Origin of the sequence: Pseudonocardia sp. HH130629-09, from assembly GCF_001294645.1 — a bacterium.
Lineage (GTDB): Bacteria > Actinomycetota > Actinomycetes > Mycobacteriales > Pseudonocardiaceae > Pseudonocardia.
This window is the reverse complement of the sequence record NZ_CP011868.1, coordinates 2,225,937-2,247,212: the sequence shown is the minus strand read 5'-3', so window position 1 is coordinate 2,247,212 and position 21,276 is coordinate 2,225,937. Positions and strand designations below refer to the sequence as shown.

General features: G+C 75.2%; 20 protein-coding genes. 7 read left to right on the top strand and 13 right to left on the bottom strand.

The features are described 5' to 3' along the window. Positions 1-36: 36 nt before the first annotated feature. On the top strand, positions 37-927 hold the full coding sequence (locus tag XF36_RS10320) for a PAC2 family protein (protein ID WP_020625551.1): 891 nt from the start codon (positions 37-39) through the stop codon (positions 925-927). An 8-nt stretch (positions 928-935) separates the two neighbouring features. Then, complete coding sequence (locus XF36_RS10315) at positions 936-2,066, top strand: MFS transporter (protein ID WP_238589208.1); 1,131 nt, start codon at positions 936-938, stop codon at positions 2,064-2,066. A 145-nt stretch (positions 2,067-2,211) separates the two neighbouring features. Here XF36_RS10315 and mshC read toward each other — a convergent pair whose 3' ends face one another. From mshC to XF36_RS10300, 3 genes are all read right to left on the bottom strand, one after another. Next, positions 2,212-3,450, bottom strand: a complete 1,239-nt coding sequence (gene mshC, locus XF36_RS10310) for a cysteine--1-D-myo-inosityl 2-amino-2-deoxy-alpha-D-glucopyranoside ligase (RefSeq protein WP_060711834.1) — start codon at positions 3,448-3,450, stop codon at positions 2,212-2,214. An 87-nt stretch (positions 3,451-3,537) separates the two neighbouring features. After that, positions 3,538-3,717 carry a hypothetical protein gene (locus XF36_RS10305; protein ID WP_060711833.1) on the bottom strand — a complete coding sequence of 60 codons (180 nt, stop codon included), beginning with the start codon at positions 3,715-3,717 and terminating at the stop codon, positions 3,538-3,540. After that, a complete protein-coding gene (locus tag XF36_RS10300) occupies positions 3,714-4,706 on the bottom strand; it encodes a bile acid:sodium symporter family protein (protein ID WP_060711832.1) in 993 nt (330 codons plus the stop codon). The genes XF36_RS10305 and XF36_RS10300 overlap by 4 nt, the downstream gene beginning before the upstream one ends. Positions 4,707-4,784: 78 nt before the next feature. On the opposite strand from XF36_RS10300, the gene XF36_RS10295 reads away from it, so the two are divergent. Genes XF36_RS10295 through XF36_RS34980 form a run of 3 tightly spaced genes read left to right on the top strand, consistent with a single transcriptional unit; the run spans position 4,785 to position 7,393 of the window. Further along, entirely contained in the window at positions 4,785-5,660 is an 876-nt protein-coding gene (locus XF36_RS10295; protein ID WP_060714571.1) for a LysR family transcriptional regulator, read from the top strand. An 11-nt stretch (positions 5,661-5,671) separates the two neighbouring features. Further along, positions 5,672-6,451: a transporter substrate-binding domain-containing protein gene (locus tag XF36_RS10290; RefSeq protein ID WP_060711831.1), complete on the top strand. Its 780-nt coding sequence runs from the start codon at positions 5,672-5,674 to the stop codon at positions 6,449-6,451. A 60-nt stretch (positions 6,452-6,511) separates the two neighbouring features. Continuing rightward, positions 6,512-7,393, top strand: coding sequence for an NAD(P)H-binding protein (locus XF36_RS34980; RefSeq protein ID WP_060714570.1), 882 nt, complete (start codon positions 6,512-6,514; stop codon positions 7,391-7,393). Between the two features lie 26 nt (positions 7,394-7,419). On the opposite strand, the gene XF36_RS10280 is transcribed toward XF36_RS34980, so the two are convergent. Continuing rightward, on the bottom strand, positions 7,420-9,378 hold the full coding sequence (locus tag XF36_RS10280) for a vWA domain-containing protein (RefSeq protein ID WP_060711830.1): 1,959 nt from the start codon (positions 9,376-9,378) through the stop codon (positions 7,420-7,422). Next, the gene (locus tag XF36_RS10275) at positions 9,371-10,765 is read right to left on the bottom strand and encodes a sigma 54-interacting transcriptional regulator (protein WP_060711829.1); all 1,395 of its coding nucleotides are present in this window, start codon (positions 10,763-10,765) and stop codon (positions 9,371-9,373) included. The genes XF36_RS10280 and XF36_RS10275 overlap by 8 nt, the downstream gene beginning before the upstream one ends. Positions 10,766-10,870: 105 nt before the next feature. On the opposite strand from XF36_RS10275, the gene XF36_RS10270 reads away from it, so the two are divergent. Then, entirely contained in the window at positions 10,871-11,554 is a 684-nt protein-coding gene (locus tag XF36_RS10270) for a TetR family transcriptional regulator (RefSeq protein WP_082375311.1), read from the top strand. Beyond that, on the top strand, positions 11,551-12,720 hold the full coding sequence (locus XF36_RS10265) for an oxygenase MpaB family protein (protein ID WP_060711827.1): 1,170 nt from the start codon (positions 11,551-11,553) through the stop codon (positions 12,718-12,720). The genes XF36_RS10270 and XF36_RS10265 overlap by 4 nt, the downstream gene beginning before the upstream one ends. On the opposite strand, the gene XF36_RS10260 is transcribed toward XF36_RS10265, so the two are convergent. The 8 genes from XF36_RS10260 to speD all read right to left on the bottom strand — a co-directional run bounded on the left by XF36_RS10260 (position 12,708) and on the right by speD (position 21,249). Next, positions 12,708-13,490, bottom strand: coding sequence for a DUF6885 family protein (locus tag XF36_RS10260; RefSeq protein WP_060711826.1), 783 nt, complete (start codon positions 13,488-13,490; stop codon positions 12,708-12,710). The genes XF36_RS10265 and XF36_RS10260 overlap by 13 nt on opposite strands. Further along, the gene (locus XF36_RS10255; protein WP_060711825.1) at positions 13,487-14,392 is read right to left on the bottom strand and encodes a M56 family metallopeptidase; all 906 of its coding nucleotides are present in this window, start codon (positions 14,390-14,392) and stop codon (positions 13,487-13,489) included. Before XF36_RS10255 ends, XF36_RS10260 begins: the two co-directional genes overlap by 4 nt. Before the next feature lie 79 nt (positions 14,393-14,471). Beyond that, positions 14,472-14,813, bottom strand: a complete 342-nt coding sequence (locus XF36_RS10250; RefSeq protein ID WP_139318712.1) for a BlaI/MecI/CopY family transcriptional regulator — start codon at positions 14,811-14,813, stop codon at positions 14,472-14,474. 74 nt (positions 14,814-14,887) lie between these two features. After that, positions 14,888-15,394 carry a L,D-transpeptidase gene (locus XF36_RS10245; protein ID WP_060711823.1) on the bottom strand — a complete coding sequence of 169 codons (507 nt, stop codon included), beginning with the start codon at positions 15,392-15,394 and terminating at the stop codon, positions 14,888-14,890. 171 nt (positions 15,395-15,565) lie between these two features. Continuing rightward, on the bottom strand, positions 15,566-16,306 hold the full coding sequence (locus XF36_RS10240) for an enoyl-CoA hydratase (protein ID WP_020622660.1): 741 nt from the start codon (positions 16,304-16,306) through the stop codon (positions 15,566-15,568). Between the two features lie 10 nt (positions 16,307-16,316). After that, positions 16,317-18,743 carry an FUSC family protein gene (locus XF36_RS10235; RefSeq protein WP_145981325.1) on the bottom strand — a complete coding sequence of 809 codons (2,427 nt, stop codon included), beginning with the start codon at positions 18,741-18,743 and terminating at the stop codon, positions 16,317-16,319. 40 nt (positions 18,744-18,783) lie between these two features. Continuing rightward, positions 18,784-19,767 (bottom strand): SGNH/GDSL hydrolase family protein, encoded by a 984-nt coding sequence (locus XF36_RS10230; protein ID WP_082375801.1) that lies wholly within the window; start codon positions 19,765-19,767, stop codon positions 18,784-18,786. 192 nt (positions 19,768-19,959) lie between these two features. After that, positions 19,960-21,249: an adenosylmethionine decarboxylase gene (speD, locus tag XF36_RS10225; protein WP_238589205.1), complete on the bottom strand. Its 1,290-nt coding sequence runs from the start codon at positions 21,247-21,249 to the stop codon at positions 19,960-19,962. Between the last annotated feature and the right edge of the window lie 27 nt (positions 21,250-21,276).

The window sequence follows — 21,276 nt, the reverse complement described above, 5'->3', positions numbered from 1 at the left end:
CCAGGCCCCGCGCCCGCGGGGTCGTAGGCTGGGGAGATGACCGACCGAGAGCCGAGCATCACGGGTGGCGACAGCACTCCGCACCTGGTCGATCCGGTCCTCATCGCCGCGTTCGAGGGATGGAACGACGCCGGTGAGGCCGCGAGCACCGCGCTGGAGCACCTCGAGCTCAGCTGGGACGCGAAGCCTCTGACCTCGATCGATCCAGAGGAGTACTACGACTTCCAGGTCACGCGTCCGCACGTCAAGCTCGCCGACGGTGTCACCCGACGGATCGAGTGGCAGACCACCCGGCTGTCCTGGGCGACGCTGCCGGGCACCGACCGCCATGTCGTCCTGGTCAACGGGATCGAGCCGAACCTGCGCTGGAAGACGTTCTGCGCCGAGCTCGTGGGTCACGCGGAGCGTCTCGGCGTGACGAAGGTCATCACCTTGGGGGCCCTGCTCACCGAGGTCCCGCACACCCGGCCGACTCCGGTGAACGGCACGTCCTGGGACGCGGAGTCGCAGAAGGCGATGGGCACCGAGCCGTCGAACTACGAGGGCCCGACCGGGATCGTCGCGGTCTTCCAGCAGGCCTGCGTGCAGGCCGGCATCCCGGCCGTCTCCTACTGGGCCGAGGTGCCGCACTACGTCTCGCAGGCCCAGGTGCCCAAGGCCGCGGTCGCGCTGCTGCACCGGATCGAGGAGTCCCTCGACGTCGAGGTGCCGCTCGGGGTGCTGCCGGAGAAGGCCGAGGAGTGGGAGCGGACCGTCTCGGAGATGGCCGACGCCGACGACGAGGTCCGCGAGTACGTCCGCCAGCTGGAGGAGCAGGCCTCGGAGTCCGACGACGAGGAGGCCCGCACCGAGCTGCGCGAGACCTCCGGGGACTCGATCGCGGCGGACTTCGAGCGCTACCTGCGCCGCCGCGGCCCCAACTCCTGACCCGACCGGTGGTCACCGCCCTGCGCCGGGGGGCGCTGTTCGCCGGGGCGTTCCTCGGCCCGTTCGGCGGCGGGATGACCGCGGCGATGCTGCCCGAGTTGGGCACCGAGTTCGGCGTCCCGACGGCGACCGCGTCGGTCTCGATCACCGCGTACCTGCTGCCGTTCGCCGGGGTCATGCTCGTCTCGGGCACCCTCGGCGACCGTTGGGGGCGGGGACGCACCGTCGTCGCCGGGTACGCGCTCTACGTCGTCGCCTCGTTGGTCTGCGTGCTGGCGGTGTCCTGGCCCCTGTTCCTGGCGGGGCGGGCACTGCAGGGCGTCGCGAACGCCTTCACCACTCCCCTGCTGCTGGCGGCGCTGGCCGCCGCGGTGGAGCCGGACCGCCTCGGCCGGGTGCTGGGCTGGTTCGGGTCGCTGCAGGCGGCCGGGCAGACCTCGGCGCCGCTGGTCGGCGGGCTGGCCGCGGAGGTGGACTGGTGGTGGGCGTTCTGGGGCGCCGCGGGCGTGGCCCTGGCGCTGGCGGTGATCGGCATCCCCGGCGGCGGGTCGCCGTCCGACGGCGACCCCCGGCCTCGGCTGCGGGCGGCCTGGACCGGCCCGGTGCTGCGGCTCGGGCTGGTCGCCGGGATCGGCTGGGGCTGCCTGGCCGGGCTGAACTTCCTGCTCGCGCTGCGGCTGGAGGAGGTCTTCGGGCTCGGCTCGGGGCCACGCGGGCTGGTGCTGACCGCACTGGGGGTCGCCGGGATCCTGACCGCGCGGGTGATCGGCGGGGCGGTGGACCGGTTCGGGGCGCGGCGCTGCGTGCTGGCCGGGTCGGTCATCGGCGGCGTGCTCGTCGCGGCGATCGGGCTGGTCCCGTGGCTCGGGGTGGTCGTCGCGCTGTGGGCGGTCGGCGGGGTGTGCAGCCAGCTCGTCCTGGTCGGGGTGAACGCGCTGGTCCTCGGTCCGGCCGGGGGCGGCGGGGGCGGGGCGGTGTCGGTGGTGCAGGCGGTCCGCTTCGCCGGGACGGCGGCGTCGCCGGTCGCGCTGACGCCGGTGTACCACGCGGACCCGCTGGTGGCCTTCCTCGCGCCGGCCGCGCTGCTCGCGGCGGGCGCGCCGGCCGTCCTCGCGGTCGACCGGGCACACCGCGTCTGAGGCCCGCCCGACGGCGTGCGCCCGCAGGTCGCCGAGCGCGACCCGTTCCAGGGAGCGGGCGTGGGTGGCCTCCGGCACCACCGGCGGCGCCGCACCTCCGCCCAGCACGGTGCGGGCCACGGCCCACCGGTGGTCCACAGGTGGTCTACAGCTGCACCCCGAGCAGCGCGTCCAGCGCGGTGCGCACCTGCTGCGGGGCCGCGGTGTCGGTGCCGCGGCGGGTCAGCGCCTCCTCGGCCCAGGCGTCGACGGCGGCGAGCGCGCCGGGGGTGTCGAGGTCGTCTGCGAGGTGGGTCCGCACCTTGGCGACCAGCTCGGTCGCGTCCGGTCCGGCGTCGAGGCCCACGGCCTCGCGCCAGCGGGCCACCCGCCGGTCGCCTGTCGCGTGCACCTCGTCGGTCCAGGCCCGGTCGGTGCGGTAGTGCCCGTCGAGCAGGGCGACCCGGATGACGTTCGGGTCGACGCGGGCGTTGCGCAGCTTGGAGACGAAGACCAGGTTGCCCTTGGACTTCGACATCTTCTCGCCGTCGAGACCGATCATGCCGGTGTGCACGTAGTGCCGGGCGAACGGGTGCTCACCGGTGAGCGACTCGGCGTGCAGGGCACCGCACTCGTGGTGCGGGAAGATCAGGTCCGAGCCGCCGCCGTTGAGGTCGATCTGCGGGCCGAGCCGGTTCAGCGAGATCGCGGCGCACTCCACGTGCCAGCCCGGACGACCGCGCCCGAGACCCGAGTCCCAGGCCGGCTCACCGGGGCGCGCGGTGCGCCACAGCAGCGGGTCGAGCCGGTTGCGCTTGCCCGGCCGGTCCGGGTCACCGCCGCGCTCGGCGGAGAAGGTCAGCATGGTGTCGAGGTCGTAGTTCGACTCGTAGCCGAAGTGCCCGGTCGCGGACACGTCGTGGTAGACGTCGGGGTACTCCGGGTCGTCGATCCGGTAGGCCGCGCCGGAGGCGACGAGCTTCTCGACCAGCTCGGCGATCTCGGGGATCGCCTCGACCGCGCCGACGAACTCCCGCGGCGGCAGCACCCGCAGGGCCTTCATGTCCTCGCGGAACAGGGCGGTCTCGCGCAGGCCCAGCACGATCCAGTCGTCCTGGTCGCGCTCGGCGCGCTCCAGCAGCGGCTCGTCGATGTCGGTGACGTTCTGGACGTAGTGCACGTCGTGTCCGAGGTCGCGCCAGTAGCGGTTGACCAGGTCGAACGTCAGGTAGGTGGCGGCGTGGCCGAGGTGGGTCGCGTCGTACGGGGTGATCCCGCAGACGTACATCGTCGCGACCGGGCCGGGCGCCGTGGGCCGGACCCGGCCGGTGGCGGTGTCGTGCAGGCGCAGCGGCGGGCCGCTGCCCTCCAGTGCCGGGACGTCGGTCGGGGCCCAGGTCTCCATGCGGTCAAACCTACCTAGCTCTCGGAAGCGGTCACGCATGCGAACGCGCGGTGCCCGTCGCAGATTCCGGCGCGGCCCTGGCGCCGGTCACCACCACCGGTGGTCGAGCTTGGACTCGATGTCGCGGACGTGGCGGCGGGCACAGGCCGGGCAGAGCCGCTCGTCCCGGCCGCGGTCGTCGCGGTCGGTCACCCAGCCCGCGACGGCGGCGACCCCGGCGTCGTCGGGGCCGGGGGCGCCGCAGAGGCGGCAGGCGGACGGCGTCACGCCCGCGATGGTGCTCCGGCGACCTGCTCGGTGTCGAGGGCCGCGCGACGCCGGCCGACCCGCTCGGCGATCAGCGCGCAGGCCATCAGCTGGATCTGGTGGAACAGCATGAGTGGCAGGACCACCAGTGCCCCGGCGGGGCCACCGAACAGCACACCGGCGATCGGCAGTCCGCTGGCCAGCGACTTCTTCGACCCGCAGAACACGATCGCGATGCGGTCGGCGTCGTCGAACCCGAGCGCGCGGGACCCGTACGCGGTCGCGGCGAGCACCAGGGCGAGCAGCACCAGGCAGATCCCGAGCAGCACGAGCAGCGAGACCGGGGTGAGCCGTTCCCAGATCCCCGCCACGACGCCCTCGCTGAACGCGGCGTAGACGACCAGCAGGATCGATCCGCGGTCGACCAGCGCCAGCCGCGTCCGGTGCCGGGCGACGAACCGGCCGATCAGCGGCCGTGCGGCCTGCCCGGCGAGGAAGGGCACCAGCAGGCGCAACGCGATGTCGCCGAAGCTCGACGCGTCGAAACCGCCGCTGGTCGCCAGCAGCAGCGCGGCCAGCACCGGGGTGAGGACCACGCCGAGCACGTTCGACACCGACGCCGCGACGATCGCGGCGGGCACGTTGCCGCGGGCGACGCCGGTGAAGGCGATGGAGGACTGCACGGTCGAGGGCAGGCAGCACAGGAACACGACGCCGGCGGCGAGCGGCGCGGGCAGCAGCCACTCCGGCAGCAGCAGCACCGACAGCCCGAGCAGCGGGAACAGGACGAACGTGGCCGCCAGGACGGTGCCGTGCAGCCGCCAGTACCGCAGCCCGCCCAGTGCCTCGGCGGCCGAGAGACGGGCGCCGTAGAGGAAGAACAGCAGCGCGATCGCCGCGGTCACAGCGACGTCGACCACCCCGACCGCCGCGCCGCGCGCGGGGACCAGCGACGCGACACCGACGGTCACGAGGAGCAGCACGAGGAAGGGGTCGGGACGGACACGCATGGTTCCATCCTGCAAGCCGGGTTCCGATCGGGAAACCGGCTGATCACCATGACTGTGTCCGCGAACTACGATGACCGGGTGCTCGACCCCGTGCAGCTACGGTCCTTCGCCGCCGTCGCGCGCGCCCGCAGCTTCACCCGGGCCGCCGCGCGCCTCGGCGTCGGCCAGTCCACCGTGAGCCAGCACGTGCGACGCCTGGAGGCGACGGTCGGGCGCCCGCTGCTCGAACGCGACACCCACTCGGTGTCGCTCACCGTCGACGGCGAGGCGATGCTGGAGTTCGCCGCCACCATCCTCGACGCGGGTGACCGGGCGGTGGCGCACTTCCGGGCCTCGCGGGTGCACGGCCGGGTGCGATTCGGGGTGTCGGAGGACCTGGTCCTGACCCGGCTGCCCGCGGTGCTGGCGGACTTCCGCCGTCGCCATCCCGAGGTCGACCTGGAGCTGACCGTGGGCCTCGCCGGCGATCTCGAACGCCGCCTCGCCGCCGGGGAGCTGGACCTCATGTTCGCCAAGCGCCTGCCCGGCCCCGACGACGGCAGGCTGGTCGTGCGCCGCGACCGGTTCGTCTGGGTGGGGGCGCCCGGGCTGCCGCTCGGCCCCGGCGACCCTGTGCCGGTCGTCGCCTATCCCCCGCCGAGCCTCTCGCGCACCGCCGCCGTCGGGGCCCTGGAGGCCGCGGGGCGGCCGTGGCGGATGGCCTGCACCAGCGGCAGCCTGTCCGGGCTGCGGGCCGCCGCGCTCGCCGGGCTGGGGGTGCTCGCGCACGCCGCGACGCTGGTCCCCGACGGCCTGGAGGTCGTCGCCGAGAACGCCGGGCTGCCCGACCTGGGTCCGGTCGACGTGGTGCTGGCGCACGGACGACGCCGCAGCGGCCCGGCCGAGGCGCTGGTCCGCAGCATCCGCTCGGCCGACCTCCGTCCGGAGTCCTGGACTCCCCCGATCGGCGGCTAGGGTCCCGGACCGTGCGCCGCCTGCCGATCGTCCTGCTGCTCCTGCTGCTGGTCACCGGGTGCGCCGCGCCCGCCGCGCCGCGGTCCCCGACGCTGGAGCGGGTCGCGTCGTCGCAGGTGCTTCGGGTCTGCTCGACCGGTGACTACCGGCCGCTGACCGCGCTGGCCGCGGACGGCACCTGGTCCGGGATCGACGTCGACATGGCCCGCGACCTCGCCGCCGAGATCGGCGCCCGGGCCGAGCCGGTGCGCACGACCTGGGCGACCCTGCTCGACGACGTCGTCGCCGGGCGCTGCGACATCGCCGTCGGCGGCATCTCGGTCACCCCCGACCGCGCGGCGCGGGCGGTGTTCACCGAGCCCTACCTGCGCGACGGCAAGACGCCCATCGTGCGCTGCCCCGACGTCGCCCGCTACGGCACGGTCGCCGACATCGACCGGCCCGGCGTGCGGGTCGTGGTGAACCCGGGCGGGACCAACGAGCGCTTCGTCCGGGAGACCTTCACCCGTGCGACGATCGTCGACCACCCGGACAACTCCACGATCTTCGACGAGATCGTGGCCGGCCGCGCCGACCTGATGGTCACCGACGCGATCGAGACCCGCTGGCAGGCCGCCCGGCACCCCGGAGTGCTCTGCGCGGTGCACCCCGACGCCCCGTTCACCGACTCGGAGAAGGCCTACCTGATGCCGCCCGGCGATCCGGTGTTCGCCGCCCGCGTGGACGACTGGCTGCGCACCGCCCGCACCGACGGTACCTGGGACCGCCTCGCCCGCCCCTGGCTCGGCTGACCCCACACCCGCTGTCGGTGAACGGGTGTGGCTGTCGGACCCCTGTGCGACGGTGCGGGCATGCGCATCGTCGTGACGACACCGACCGGCACTGTCGGCTCCCGGGTGCTGCGCCTGCTCGTGCAGGCCGGGGTCCGGCCGGTGGCCCTGCTCCGCGACCCGGCACGACTGCCACCCGACCTGGCCGGTCTGGTCGAGCCGGTGGTCGCGGACCAGACCGACGCCGACGCCGTCGTCGGCACCACCCTGGGCGCGGACCGGCTGTACTGGGTGAACCCGCCGGGCCCACCCGGCACCGACCCGCTCGCCCACCACGCGGCTTGCGCGGCCGCCGTCGCGGAGGCGGTGCGCCGCAACGGGATCGGCGCGACGGTGGTCCAGAGCAGCGGCGGGGCGGAACTGCGTCGCGGGGTGGGGGACATCGACGGCCTCGCCGCGACCGAGCAGGCCCTCGACGCGACCGGTGCGCCGGTGCTGCACCTGCGGTGCGGCTACTTCATGTCGAACCTGCTGCACGCGGCCGACGAGCTCGCCGGCGGGACCCTGTCGACGCCGTGGCCGCCGGACCATCCGCTGCCGTGGGTGGCGCCCGGTGACATCGCCGCCGTCGCCGCGGCGCGGCTGCTCGGGCCGGCGTGGTCGGGGCGGCTGGTCCAGGCGGTGCACGGGCCGGCGGACCTGGCGTTCCACGACGCCGCGGCGGTGCTCACCGAGGTCCTCGGTCACCCGGTCCGTGCGGTGCCTCTCGGGAGCCGGGCGTTCCGGGAGATCCTGGCCGGGGCCGGGATGACCCCGGCCGAGGTCGACGCGGTCGCCGGGATGGCGGAGGGGCTCGCCGCCCCCGGGTACGTGCCCGAGCAGCGCCGCGACGCGGTCTCGACGACCCCGACGACCCTGCGGAGCTGGGCCGCCGAACACCTGCGCGCCCCGGAACCCGCCTGACCACAGCGGGCCGCCGCTGCTGCGGCTCAGCCGGTGCGGCGGCGCAGGTAGTCCGAGACCACCTCGGCGCCGAGACCGTCGAGGTCGGGCTGCACCACCCGTCCGCCGGCCCGGCGGGCGAGCCGGTTCACGAACGACAGCAGCCCCGGGTCGTCGCCGAGCACGAAGAAGGTGAACGCCGCGTCCATTCCGATCAGCTTGTCCAGCCCGTCCACGGTCGCCCGCAGTGTGTACGGGCTGGGCGGGTAGTCGAAGAACGCCTCGCCGTCGCGCTCCAGGTGCGCCGTCGGCTCGCCGTCGGTCACCACCAGGACCACCGGCGTCGCGTCGGGCTGGCGGGCCAGCCGTTCGCGGGCCAGGAGCAGGGCGTGGTGCAGGTTGGTGCCCTGCATGTACACGCCCTCCAGCCCGATCAGCTCGCCCAGCTCGACGGTCTGCGCGTGCCGGCCGAACGTGATCAGCGAGAGGTCGTCGCCGCGGAAGCGGGTGGAGATGAGCTGGTGCAGGGCCAGCGCGGTGCGCTTCATCGGCACCCACCGGCCCTCGGCGACCATCGACCACGACGTGTCGACCAGCAGCGTGACCGCAGCCCGGGTGCGCTGCTCGGTCTCGACGATCTCGACGTCGGACACGTCGAGTGCCCGGTCGTCGCCACCGGCGCGGCGCAGCTGGGCGTTGAGCAGGGTCCGGGGCACCGACCAGGCCTGGGTGTCGCCGAAGGCCCACGGCCGGGTCGCCCCGGTCGCGTCTCCCGCCGCTCCGGCACGCCGGGTGTCGCGCTGCCCCGACCGCCCGGAGATCCGGTCGGCGACGTCGCGCAGCACCGACTGCCCGAGCGTGCGCAGCGCCTTCGGGGAGAGCAGCAGCGAGCCGTCGGGTGCGCGCCGGAACAGGTCCTGGCGCTGCAGCTCGCGTTCCAGCTCGGCCAGGGTGCGGGCGTCGGCGGCGGCCTCCGGGCCGAGCATCTCGGTGAGCGCGTCGAGGTCGATGTCCTCCATCCGCGCACCGGGGTAGCTCTGCGCCAGCTGTTCGGCCAGCGCGTCGAGCTGCCCCAGCTCCTCCAGGGCGCGGGTCGCCTCGCCCATGCCCATCGGGTTCTCGCCGCGGAAGTTCCCCCTCCCCGACCAGTCCTCGCCCGGGCGCAGGCCCTGCAGCTGCGCGTCGAGCCGGGCCAGCGACTGCGCCAGCCGCGGGTCGCCGAACGCCTGCTGGGCCAGCTCGGCCAGCTCGGCGCGCTGCTCGGCCGACATCGAGTTCATCATCCGCTGGGCCGCGGCGGCCCGGGCGGCGAGCGCGTCGACCAGCTCCTCGGTGTTCTGCGGGTTCTCCGGGAAGTGCTCGCCGTGCTTGCCCATGAACTCGGCGAACCGCTCGGTGGTGTCCTCGCCGCGGGCGTGCCGGTCGAGCAGATCGTTGAGGTCGTCGAGCATGGCGTTGATCCGCTGGACGTCGGAGGGGGTGGCGTTCTGCATCGCCTGCTTCATGCCCTGGAAGCGCTGGTCGAGCATCTCCCGGCCGAGCAGGTCCCGGATCTCCTCATAGGCCTCGCGGGCGTCGGAGGAGCGCCAGTCGTACTCACCCAGCTCGCGCACCGCGCCGCCGGTGTCGGTGGGCAGCGCGTCGAGCTGCATCTCGCGGAACCGCGCGTCGTCGGAGTCCTCGCTGCCCAGCGACTCGCGCTCGGCGTCCAGCGCCCGCGCCAGGAGCTCGCGGACCTCCTGCAGCGTCCCGTCGATCCGGTTGTCGCGCTGCAGGTCGCGGCGCCGCTCCCACACCCGGCGGGTGAGGTCGTCGAGGCCGCGTCGCCCGTCGAGACCGCGGCGGAGCAGCTCCTGCAGCGCCTGGCGCGGCGAGGAGCCCTCCATGACGTCGCGGCCGATCTGGTCCATCGCCGCGCGGATGTCGTACGGCGGCGCCAGCGGGTCGGGCCCGCCGGCGTAGGGGCCGTAGGCGTAACGGCGGCGGCGACGCCTGGGATCAGCCATACGACACCGTGTCGCCGTCGTCGCTCTCGTCCTTGGCCAGCTTGCGGGTCAGGAACAGGTACTCCAGCGTCAGCTCCGCCGCCGAGGCCATCGGCCCCGGGTCCTCGGTGCCGGAGGCGCCCAGCTTCGCCGCGATCTCGGTGAGCGCGTCGACCGGCGGCAGCGCGGCGACGACGTCCTTCGCCGGGATCCGCTCGCCGGTCCGGACCGGGCTGGTCGAGACCGCGTCGGCGAGCTCGTCGAGATCGACGCCGCGCAGCGCGAACCGGGCGGTGTCGGCGGTGGCGCGGCGCAGCAGGTGCTCCAGCACCTCGTCCTCGCGACTCTCCTCCCCCGACGCGAACTCGATCTTGCCGCGGAGCACCGCGGGGACGGATTCCAGGTCGACCGGGCGGGCGTAGGGGGTCTCCTCCCCGGTCAGCGCGGCACGGCGCAGCGCCGCCGCGGCGACCGTCTCGGCGGCGGCCACGGTGAACCGGGCCGACACCCCCGAGCCCTGGTCGACCGAGGAGGAGTCGCGCAGGTGCCGGGTGAACCGGGCGACGACCTCGAGCAGGTGTCGCGGCACCTCGGCGACGAGGTCGGCCTCCTGCGCGACGAGCTCGACCTCGGGTGCCAGCTCCAGCGGGTAGTGGGTGCGGATCTCGGCGCCGAACCGGTCCTTGAGCGGGGTGATGATCCGCCCGCGGTTGGTGTAGTCCTCGGGGTTCGCACTCGCGACGAGCAGCACGTCCAGCGGCAGCCGCAGCGTGTAGCCGCGGACCTGGATGTCGCGCTCCTCCATCACGTTGAGCAGCGCGACCTGGATCCGTTCGGCCAGGTCGGGCAGCTCGTTGATGGCGACGATCCCGCGGTGCGACCGCGGGACGAGCCCGAAGTGGATCGTCTCGGGGTCGCCCAGCGAGCGGCCCTCGGCGACCTTGACCGGGTCGACGTCGCCGATCAGGTCGGCGACCGAGGTGTCGGGCGTGGCGAGCTTCTCGGTGTAGCGGTGGTCGCGGTGCACCCACGCGACGGGCAGGTCGTCGCCGAGCTCGGCGGCGCGCCGGATCGAGGAGGGCACGATCGGCTCGTAGGGGTGCTCGCCGATCTCGGAGCCCTCGATGACCGGGGTCCACTCGTCGAGCAGCCCGGCCAGCGAGCGCAGCAGCCGGGTCTTACCCTGGCCACGCTCACCGAGCAGCACCAGGTCGTGGCCGGCGATCAGGGCCCGCTCCAGCTGCGGGACGACGGTGTCGTCGAAGCCGACGATGCCGGGCCAGGGGTCGCGGCCCTCGCGCAGGGCCGCCAGGAGGTTGTCGCGGATCTCGTGCTTCACGGGGCGCTGTACGTGGCCGGACGCACGCAGTGCGGCGACGGTACGGGGAAGGTCAGGTGTGACGGGCACGCTCTCGACGCTACGCCCGCTCCCGGGGTGCAGCGCGTCGTCGCGGAACGATGTTCCGCGGGACCGGACTGGAATCTGTCTGACTGTACAGATAGTTTATCGGGTATGGCCGATGCCCGCCCCGACGGACGACGACGACGCGGCGCCGACACCCGTCGCGCGCTGGTGCGGGCCGCCGTCGACGTCGTCGTCGCCCACGGCTTCGACCGGCTCACGCTGCGCCAGGTCGCGGACCGTGCGGGCGCCTCCGCCGCGGCGGCGACCTATCACTTCGGCACCGTCGACGCGCTGCTGGAGGCGGTCGTCGTCGAGCTGGAGCGCGACGCCGTCGCACGGCTGGGCGAGCTCACCCGCCGGGCCCGCTCCGGCGAGCTGACCCTGCTCGACGCCTGCACCGCCTACCTGGCCGACCTGCTCGGCCCCCGCCGCCCGGTGTTCCTGACCATGCTGGAGCTGCGCGTCCGCGTCGCCCGGGGACACGGCGGCGCCACCGGCCCGCACGGCACGGAACCCGATCCGGAGCCCGACCCGGAAACCGACGCGGCCCTGATCGACCTCATCCAGGACCACGTCGGGAACCGGGAACGGGCCCGCGAGCTGTTCGCCGGGGTCTTCGGGCTGTCCGCGCTCGCCGTGTTCGCCCCCGCACCGCCGACGGAGCACGAGCTGCGGGCCCGGATGGCACGGCTGCTCGCCGGAGCCGGGCTCCCCACCGACGACGACCGCGACGAGACCCGCCGCCAGACCCGACGGCCTCGGCCCGGGACCCAGGAGGACCGGTTCCCGTGACCGCCACCCGATCCCCGGGCGCGCCCGACCGCGACGCCGTCGCCGCCCGCTTCGGCCCCGCACGCGCCGACCTCGCACTGCGCGCCAGGACCACCGGCGACCCGCTCGCCGACGCCGTCGTCGCCGAGATCCGCGCCGCGGGCCGCGACGGCGGCCGGGCGCTCACCGCCCAGCTGCAGCGCGGCATCCGCGAGGGACTCGCCTCGCTGACCGACCCCTCCCCCGCCGTCGCGGCCCTGCTCGGCTCCGCCGAGTCGGTGCCCGCGGGCACCGACCCCGCGATCCTCGACACCGGGGTCCGGCCGATGTTCACCGCGCCGCCCGCGGTGCACACCCTGTCGCTGTCGGCGGGGGCACTGCTGCGTACCTACGGCTCGCCGTCGATCGCGGTGCTGCTCGGCACCACCGGACGGCTGGTGGAGTCCGCCGAGCGCCGCCTCACCGAGACCGGCGCCTGGCTGCTCGCCGCCACGCTGCCCGGCGGCATGCGGCCCGGCAGCCCCGGTTACGTCAGCACCCTGCAGGTCCGCGTGCTGCACGCCCGCATGCGCGTGCTCGCCCGCGACCGCGGCCTCGACGAGGCCGTGCACGGCACCCCGGTCAACCAGCTCGACCTGGTCCGCACCTGGCTGGACTTCACGCTCGTCTCGATGCGGGCCGAGGCGACGATCGGGTTCGGGCTCACCCCCGCCGAGATCACCGAGGTCTACGCCTGCTGGCAGCTGCTGGCCCACCAGCTCGGCATCGACCCCGAGCTGGTCCGCGACGTCACCTCGCACGCCGCGGCCGAGGAGCTCGACGCCCTGGTCAGCGCCGTCACCGGACCGCCCGCCCCCGAGTCACGCGCCCTGGCCGGGGCGCTGATCGGGGCCGTCGCCGTGCTGCTCGTCGAGCCGCTGCGCCTGCCCGTGCCCCACGGCCGACGCCTGTTGCAGGCACTGGCCCGGCGCTTCCACGGCGCCGCGGTGACCACCGGGCTGGGTCTGCGGCGCAGCCCCGGGTGGGAGCTGGCCGTCGCGGCCCTGGGACGGATGGTCGCGCTGCAGCGCCGGTGGGTCCGGCGCAGCCCGGCGTCGCTGGAGGCCGTGCGGGTCCGCAACATCGCCGCGACCCGGGCGCTGCTCGCCGACGACGGCCCCACCCTGTTCGAGGCCTACGGCGCCTGAGGTCGGTCCGGGGCGTCCCACCAGCGCGACGACAGCCCGGCGGCCTCGACGGCCCCGGTCAGCGCGGCGCGCCGCCGGTCCGGCCCGACCAGGACGATGCCTCCGCCGTGGCCCAGTGCGGCGGCGACCCGGTCCGCGGGCTGCAGGTGCAGACCCGGCCCCAGGTCCGGCGACCCGAGCTGCGGGTAGGTGTCGGCGACGGCGAGCAGCGGCCCGGCCGGGCCGTCCCGGCGCCCCCACAGCGCGACGACGTGCGCGACCGACCAGTCCGGCCCCGGGCGGGCCCCGGCGTCGAGGTCGGCGAGGGCGGTCGCGGCGGCGCCCAGCTCACCGGTCGCGAGCGACGCGAGCACCCCGACCGGGCCGTCGCCGGTGACCGCACCGAGCAGCCCCACGAGCCGGTCGCCGGTCCAGTCCCCGGCCGCCGGGACCGCAGCGAGCGACTCGCCGGAGAACTCCTCGACCGCGCGTCCGAGGCCGGCCACCGGGGTGCCGGAGCGCTCGTCGTCCGCGGCGACCGGCAGTCCCTGCAGGTAGTCGGCGTCCGCGGGCGCCCCGGGCGGCCGCGACGCCACGTCGTCGCCGGGCCGCACCCGGGTGCCCGCCGCGTGGGCGAACGCCGCCACCGTCGGTGCGGGCAGCGGCGAGAGCGCGGCGACGAGCAGCCGGGCGACGAACGGCCCGGCCAGCTGGTCGGGCTGGGGCAGCGACGCCGCGTGCACCCGCACCAGCGCCTCCGCCCCGGGGAACGCCCGGACCGGGCCGCTCACGGGGCCACCAGCAGCCACACCGGCACCGCCACCAGCACGACCGCGACCAGCCGGACCAGCCCGTGCACGACACGCGGCAGCGGGGCCGGCGGCGCGGTGATCCGATCGATCCGGGCCTCCAGCGCATCGGTGAACGAGGACAGCGCCGCCGCCGGCGCGGACCCGCCGACGGCCTTGAGCGCGGTCGCCAGCTCGGTCGGGTCGCAGAGCTTGCGGGCGACGTCGTCGGCCCGCATCTCGATCAGCCGGGCCACCGCGAGCTGGGCGTGCACCATGCCGCGCACGAACGGCGCCGTCGCACCCCACGCGACGAAGGGCAGCACGACCAGGTCGTGGCGTTCGCGCAGGTGCGCCCGCTCGTGCGCGAGCACCGCGACGACCCCGGCGGTGTCGAGAGCGTCCAGCACCCCCGCCGACACCACCAGCCGGGAGCTGCGCCCGGGCAGGCAGTAGGCGACCGGTACGGGATGGTCGAGCACGCGGGTACCGGAGGCGTAGGGCCAGGGCGACGCGAGCACGTCGAGCAGGTCGCGGTGGCGGCGGCGGGCCCGCAGCGTCCGCACGGTGGTGATCACCAGCACCGACAGCAGCCGCAGCAGCACCCCGACCGCGATGAGCAGCGCCCCGACGTGCAACGGGTCCATCTGCTCCGGCCACTCCCCGGCCGACAGCGACGACGCCAGCGCGGCGGCCGCCGAGGGCAGGCTCTCCCCCATCGGGGAGAGCCCGTAGGCCAGCCCGGCACCGAACAGCGAGATGCCGCCGCCGAGCCCGACGGCCTGCCACAGCAGCAGCGCGCCGACCGGGTCGCGGCCGGGCCAGCGCGCCCGGGCCAGGGCACGGCTGACCGGCTCGGCGAGCAGTACGCCGAGCAGTCCGAGTCCGAGCGCGGTCAGCTCCATCGCGTCACATCGTCGCGGAGGGCGCGCCGCGGCGCCGCATCACCCCCGCGACCGGACAGGATCCTCGACCGTCCGGCCCTCAGCCGAGCAGGTCACGCAGGCGCGACCGCTCCTCCTCCGACATCGAACCGAGGAACCGCGCGAGGGCGGCACCGCGGTCGGACGCGTCGTCGAGCGCGTCGGTCATCAGCTCGGCCACGTGGTCCTCCCGGCTGGCCACCGGGCGGTAGTGGTGGGCGCGGCCGTCGCGGATGCGCCGGACCAGCTGCTTGCGCTCGAGCCGACCGAGGACGGTGAGCACGGTCGTCGTGGCCAGGTCGCGGTCGGCGAGCTGATCCTGCACCTCACGGGCCGTCATGTCCCGGTCCGACTCCCAGAGGACGTTCATGACCGCCCGCTCCAACTCGCCCAGACTCGTCACGTAGGTCATCCTACGCGAACCTTTCTACTGCGCGTAGAACCCCCGCGGGAGATGGCTCACACCCGGGTGTGTCGTCAGTGGATCTGCACCTGGTCGCCGACCTGCAGGTTCTCGAACCACTGGCGCGCATCGGACTCGCCGAGCTTGACGCACCCGGCCGACGGGGTCGAGAGGTCGCCCTGGTGGAAGGCGATCCCGCCCTGGGCGAAGAACACCGACCACGGCATCTGGGTCAGCCGCTCCCGGCTGGTCCACTGCTCGGCCTTCCACTGCACGGCGAAGGTGCCGGTCGGCGTGGGGGCCTCCGGGTCGCCCGGGCGCATCGCGACCGGCCCGGCGACGACCTGGCCCGCCTCGATCAGCCAGGTGGAGCGGCTCGCGAGGTCCACACAGGCGCGCGCCGAGGAGGTGCACGGCGTCCCGGCGACGAGCGAGCCCGTCGCGAACTGCCGGTCCGTAGGGTCGGGCTGCTCCGACGGCTCGGCGAGGGCGGGGCCCACCACGAGCCCGGCGAGGGCACCGCTCAGTGCGACACCCGCCACGAGGAGCCCGACGATCCGGCTCCGTCCCCGTGCCCGCATCCGTCCGCTCCTCCGTCGGGTCTGGCGGGCTCGGCCCGCCCGGACCGACCGGCTGCACAGCGCGACCGGTCGTGCTCGAACCGTAGTTGATCACGATCTTGGACTGAACGAGTGCATCGCATACCCCCGATCGGCGGTACGCGAGGCGCGCCGGACGGTCGGTGGCGCCGGTCAGCGGCCCCGGAACACCGGGACGCGCTTCTCGGTGCGGGCGGCGCGGCCCTCGGCGATGTCCTCGGCGGCCCAGCAGCCGCGGAAGTCCGCGGCGAGCCCGTCGACGACGGCCGGGTCGGTGTGCCCGCCACGGCCGAACGCGTTCACCGCACGCTTGTTGTAGGCCAGGGTGAGCGGGGCCATGGTCGCGATGTCACGGGCGAGGGCGAGTGCTGCGTCGCGGTCGCCGAGGGTGTCGGCGAGGCCGCGGGCGTGCGCGGTGGCGGCGTCGACCGTGGCGCAGGCCAGTAGCAGGCTGCGGGCCGTCCCGCCGCCGGCGATCTGCACCAGCCGCTCGATCGTCCACGGGTCCACGGCCAGCCCGAGCCGCGCGGTCGGGAGCCCGAACACCGCCTCCGGGGCGGCGACCCGCAGGTCGCAGGCCAGGGCCAGCTGCAGCCCGCCGCCGATCGCGGGCCCGGTCACCGCGGCGACGGTCGGCATCGGAAGGTCGGCGACCGCGTGCAGGCCGGTGTAGAGCGCGTCGAGGAACTCGTCGGTGTAGACCTCGCCGAAGTCGGCGCCGGAGCAGAACGCCGACCCGTTCCCGGCGACGACGACCGCCCGCGCGCCGGCCGCGCGGACCTCGGCGGCAGCGTCGACCAGCTGCCGACAGGTCGCGATGTCCAGGGCGTTGCGGCGCTCGGGGCGGTTCAGCTCGATCAGACCGACGTCGTCGTGGGTGCTCACGGAGATCACGGGCCGGACCCTAACCCGCGGTCGACGCGCCGGACCCGTCCGCGTGACCGGCGCCGCGCCCGGCGGGCGCGGGCTCGCTCCAGCTCTGTCCGCACAGCTCCCGGGCCAGCCCGACCACGAGCTGGTCGATCCGGCGCAGCATCCGCGCCGCGGCCAGCCGCCGCGTCCGCTCGGTCCCGGGGCCGACCACGGCCCGCGACGCAGCGTCGGCCTCGGCGGCGTCGAGCAGCTCCTCCGCGGAGCCGACGCCGTAGTCGGCGGGGCTCGCGCCGGGCGGGTGCTCGCGCCGGTCGGCGGGGCCCCAGCCGTCGTCGAGGATGCGGCGCAGGCCGTCGAGGTCCGCGCGGACCCGCTCGGCCGCGGGCTCCAGCGTCGCGGCCCAGCCGGGCGCCGACGCGGTCGCGGCCTGGGCGGCGAGCTGGCGGGTGTAGTGGTCGATGGCGCCGACGACGCGGACGGTGTGGTGCACCCCACGGCGCAGCGGCCTGCGGGCGACGGGGTGTTCCAGCGGCACCGCGCGGGTCCGCACGGTGGCCACCGCGGCGTCGACGGCGCGGGCCCGCTCCAGCGGGTCACCGGCTCCGGGGCGGCCCAGTGCCGCGTCGACCGAGGTGCGCAGGGAGACGTCGACCGCGGTGAGGGCGTCGTCGAGGGCCTCGGCGAAGGCCGTGCGCGAGCGGGTGGGCAGGATCAGGTAGGCGGCGAGCATGCCCAGCGCGCCCCCGACGACGGTCTCCTCCACCCGCAGGACCAGGGTCTGCACGCTGAACTGGCCGATCACGCCGTAGAGCAGGGCCAGCACCGCGGTGATCCAGAACGCCATCATCGCCTGCGAGATCCGCACCAGGTACAGGGCGAGGAACACGCAGACGAACAGCAGCGCGAGGCTGGCGACGACGTTGCCGCCCACCAGCAGCGCCAGCAGCATCCCGGCCACGACGCCGCCCGCGGTGCCCACCGCGCGGGCCCAGCCGCGGCTCAGGACGTCGCCGCGGCTGGCGGTGCCGGCGAACACCACGAACGCGGCGATCACCGCCCAGTACCAGCGGGCCGGTGAGATGAGCTCGCCGACCACGATCGCGAGACTGGTGGCGACGCCGACCTGCACCGCCTGGCGGGTGTGCAGCGCGAGCCCCTCGAACCGGTCCCGGCCCGCCGGGGTGTCACCACCGGTCTCACCGGAGGAAACGGTCTCATCGGAGGGAGCAGGGGCACCGGAGGGAACGGTGTCGCCGGGCGGGGCGGGGTCGCCGCCCGCGGTCGCCCGGTCGGTGTCGTGGTGCTCGGCGATCCGCAGCCGGGCCTGCTCGACGGTGGTCTGCATCGCGTCGGCGAGCCGGACGACGGCGAACCCGATGCGCTGCTCACGAGCGGCGGGCCCGACCCCGGACGGCCGGTCCACGATCTCGGCGACGGCGGACCGGGCGCCGTCGTAGAGGCGGGCGGCGATCGCGCCGGGTGTCCCGACGGCGGTGGCCGCGGCGAGGGCCCGCACTCCCTCGGCCAGCGCGGCGCGGTCGTCGTCGGGGATCGGGTCGTGGTGCTCGACCGACCGGCGGACCGACATCGCGACCCGTTCGGCGGCCAGCTCGGAGTCGATGATCCACTGCCGCAGGCCGGCGGCGGGTCCCGCGGTGGCGGCGGTCTCGGTCGGGGTGTCGGTCCCGGTGGCGGTGTCAGTGTCGGGGTCGGGGTCGGGATCGGTGTCGTCGAGCCGGTCGGTCACCAGCAGCGCGGTCTCGTTGAGCCGGGCCTGGGCGCGCACCAGCGGGTCGAGGTCGGGCTCGCCCTCGGTGGTCTCCACCGCCTCGACGGCGGTGAGCAGCAGCGCGTGCAGCCGCGCCTCGAACGCCCGGAACAGCGCGTCCAGCACGGCCTCGGAGCGGCGGGTGAACACCAGGCAGCGCAGCAGGAAGGTGCTGCCGATGCCGATCACCACGCCGGCCAGCAGGTACGGAAGCTCGGCGGGGCCGGCGTGCAGGAACTGCACGAAGAAGAACGGCATGAACGCCGCCATGCCCAGCGCGACCCCGCGCGGCCCGTACCGCCGGACCGCGACGGCGACGACCATGACCAGGACGAACACGACGTCGGCCGCGACCCGGTTCGTCGACAGCAGCGCGGACACCGTCGCCGACGCCGCGGCGGGCAGCACCATCAGGGCGGTGGTGACCCGCCGCCGTCGCAGGTCGTTCTCGTTCACCGCCAGGTTGCTGATCATCGCCAGCACCACGGAGAACAGCACGATCGTGACCGGCTGCCCGGTCAGCGCGCGCAGCACGCTAGCCAGCACCGCGGCGAGCAGCATCGCCGCCGTCGCGACCGAGGCCAGGTGCAGCCGCGTGTGGCCGGGGTCGACCGCGGCCGCCCACGTCCGCAGCTCGCCCCACCGGGCCGGCACCGGCATGCGCCGTCCGCGCTCGACCGTCCCCGTCACGGTGCGAGTCTGACACGCACCGCGGCGGCCGGTCCGGGGGTCAGCCCGCGGTGGGGGCCTGCGGCGGCAGCGGCTCGGTCGGCACCGGGTTCGTCGCCCCCGGGACCGGCTGCGAGGCCGGCCGGGCGACCGGGATGCCGAGCACGTCGCCCGCGGCGGCGGCCATCGCGCGCATGCCCTGGGCGTTCGGGTGCACCGGGGCGGCCGGCGAGGTCGGGACCAGGCCCTCGACCCACTTCACGCCGGGCAGCGTGCAGGCGTCGTGGCCGATGGTCGGGGTGTAGGTGTCGACGTAGTCCACCCCGGCGTCGCGCGCGGCGCCGGCCAGCATCGCGTTGAGCTTCTTCTCGGTCTCGCGCAGGTAGGCGGTGTCGCCCGCGCTGAACGGCATGACCGGGTAGCAGCCGGGACCGGTGTCCGGGAGGATCGACGGGTACCCGACGACGGCGACCCGCGCGGCGGGCGACCGCTCGCGGATCTGCTCGAGCACGTCGGAGACCTTCGACTCGGTGCCGTCGATCCGCTCGGCGAGCTGGTCGGTGCCGCCCGCGGTGAAGAAGTCCTTGCAGGCCGCGCCGAACAGGTTCGCCGAGGAGCGGCGCACGCACTCGCTGATGATCCCGGAGAACCCGATGTCGTTGCCGCCGATGGTCAGGGTGACCAGCGACTCGGACCCGTCGAGGGCGTCGAGCTGCGGCGGGTTCGGGCCGGCCTTCACCTCCTGAGGGGCCGTCATGTCCTCGGTCGTCGCACCGCTGCAGGACACGTCGGTGAACCGGCCGATGCCGGCGGAGCGGGCGAGCACCGAGGGGTAGTTCTGGCTCGAGCGCTGGCAGCCCGACGGCGTGCCCTGCTGCACCGGGACCAGCGGGCCCGCGGCGTAGGAGTCGCCGAGGGCGACGAAGCGCCCGACCGGGGCGGAGTCGAGGTTGCGCGCGGACAGCGTGGTCTCGGCGAACGTGGTCGGCGCCTCCGCCTGCGCGGGCGCGAGGGTGCTCATCCCGGCCGAGCTCAGCAGGGTCATGCTCGCCACGGCGAGCCACCGGGACGGACGGGGACGGCGCACGGGTTCTCGGACCTCCGGTCGGACGTCGCCGGCGTGGGCACGCCGGTCCTGACCGACCAACGATCATCGTCGCGGACCGGTTACGCCCCGTTCGGCGCACGTGACGGGCCGGGACCGCCCGGCCCGTCACGCACCGTGGACGGGGCTCGCTCAGTCGGTGAGCCTGCGCAGCGACAACGGCGCGACCAGGCGGTGCCGCAGCGCGGTCGCGTCCCACAGCTCGGGCCGCGACGGCATCGACGCGAGCCGCTCGGCGGCCACCGCGCCGGGGTCGGCCATCGGCTCGCGGACGCCGGCGAGGAAGGCCCACTCGTGCTCCTCGCACCCGATGTAGACCCCGCGACCGCCGGTCTCGCCGAACACCGCGGCGAAGCGCTGCTGCCAAGCCGAGCGCAGCGTCGCGTCCCGCCACACGGCCGGGCTGCCCGCCTGGAACACCAGGACCCCGCCGGGGGTGAGCCGCTGTGCGCAGGCCCGGACGAACTCCTCCTCGTAGAGCCGGTTGATCTGGGCGTCGGGCTCGTCGGGGCGCTCGTCGGGCAGGTCGACGATCACCAGGTCCCAGTCCTCACGCGCGTCCAGGACGAACTGCCGCCCGTCGCCATAGGTCAGGTGCACCGGGCCCTCGCCGCGCTCGGCCGCGGCCAGGGACTCGGGGGTGTAGCCGTAGGGCAGGTGCTCGGCGCAGATCCGGACGGCCTCGGCGTCGATGTCGACGTGGTCGACCCGGCTCGCGCCGGCCGCGACCGCCATCTCCGACGCGACGCCCTCCGAGGAACCGATGATCAGCACCCGGTCCAGCTCGCGGGCGAGCAGGGCACCCGGCCACACCAGTGCCTCGTGGTAGGTGAGCTGGGTGTGCTCGGTGGACTGGCGCTCGTCGTCGCAGAAGAGGGTGACGCCGTGGGCGGTGTCGGCGACGACGACGTGCTGGAAGCCGGTGTCCGCGACGTGGTGGACCCGGCCGAGGTCCCAGCGCCGGGTCAGGCCGGGCGAGAGGGGTTCGGTGACCGTGCGCGGGGCGCCGCCGCGGTCGACGACCTGCAGCGCGGTGTCGGTCGCGCCGACGCGGTCGGCGAGGCGGCGCACGGCGTCGACCGGGTCGGCGCTCTCACCGCAGGTGAACACGTCGACGTGCATGCCGCCGTGCTCGGGCCAGGTGTGGATCGAGGCGTGCGACTCGGCCAGGACCGCGACGACGGTCGCTCCCTGCGGTTCGAACCGTTCGACGACCACCTGGCGGACCTGGGCACCGGCCTCGGTCAGCGCGGCGGTCAGGTCGCTGCGCAGGCGGGCGCAGTCGTCGAGCATCTCGGGGGCGATGCCGCCGAGCTCGGCCAGGACGTGCCTGCCGACCGGCGACGAGGTGCTGGGCAGTGCGGGCGCGCCCGTCCCCAGCCCGGTGCCCGGATGCAGTTCTCCGGCAGCGGTGGCGGGCACGGACATGGTGGGCGAGGTGGAAGATGA

Coding starts and splice junctions, on each gene's coding strand:
- XF36_RS10320 (WP_020625551.1), top strand. CDS start 37: ATGACCGACCGAGAGCCGAGCATCACGGGTGGCGACAGCACTCCGCAC.
- mshC (WP_060711834.1), bottom strand. CDS start 3,450: ATGGAGACCTGGGCCCCGACCGACGTCCCGGCACTGGAGGGCAGCGGC.
- XF36_RS10300 (WP_060711832.1), bottom strand. CDS start 4,706: ATGCGTGTCCGTCCCGACCCCTTCCTCGTGCTGCTCCTCGTGACCGTC.
- XF36_RS34980 (WP_060714570.1), top strand. CDS start 6,512: ATGCGCATCGTCGTGACGACACCGACCGGCACTGTCGGCTCCCGGGTG.
- XF36_RS10280 (WP_060711830.1), bottom strand. CDS start 9,378: ATGGCTGATCCCAGGCGTCGCCGCCGCCGTTACGCCTACGGCCCCTAC.
- XF36_RS10270 (WP_082375311.1), top strand. CDS start 10,871: ATGGCCGATGCCCGCCCCGACGGACGACGACGACGCGGCGCCGACACC.
- XF36_RS10255 (WP_060711825.1), bottom strand. CDS start 14,392: ATGGAGCTGACCGCGCTCGGACTCGGACTGCTCGGCGTACTGCTCGCC.
- XF36_RS10245 (WP_060711823.1), bottom strand. CDS start 15,394: ATGCGGGCACGGGGACGGAGCCGGATCGTCGGGCTCCTCGTGGCGGGT.
- XF36_RS10230 (WP_082375801.1), bottom strand. CDS start 19,767: ATGACCCTGCTGAGCTCGGCCGGGATGAGCACCCTCGCGCCCGCGCAG.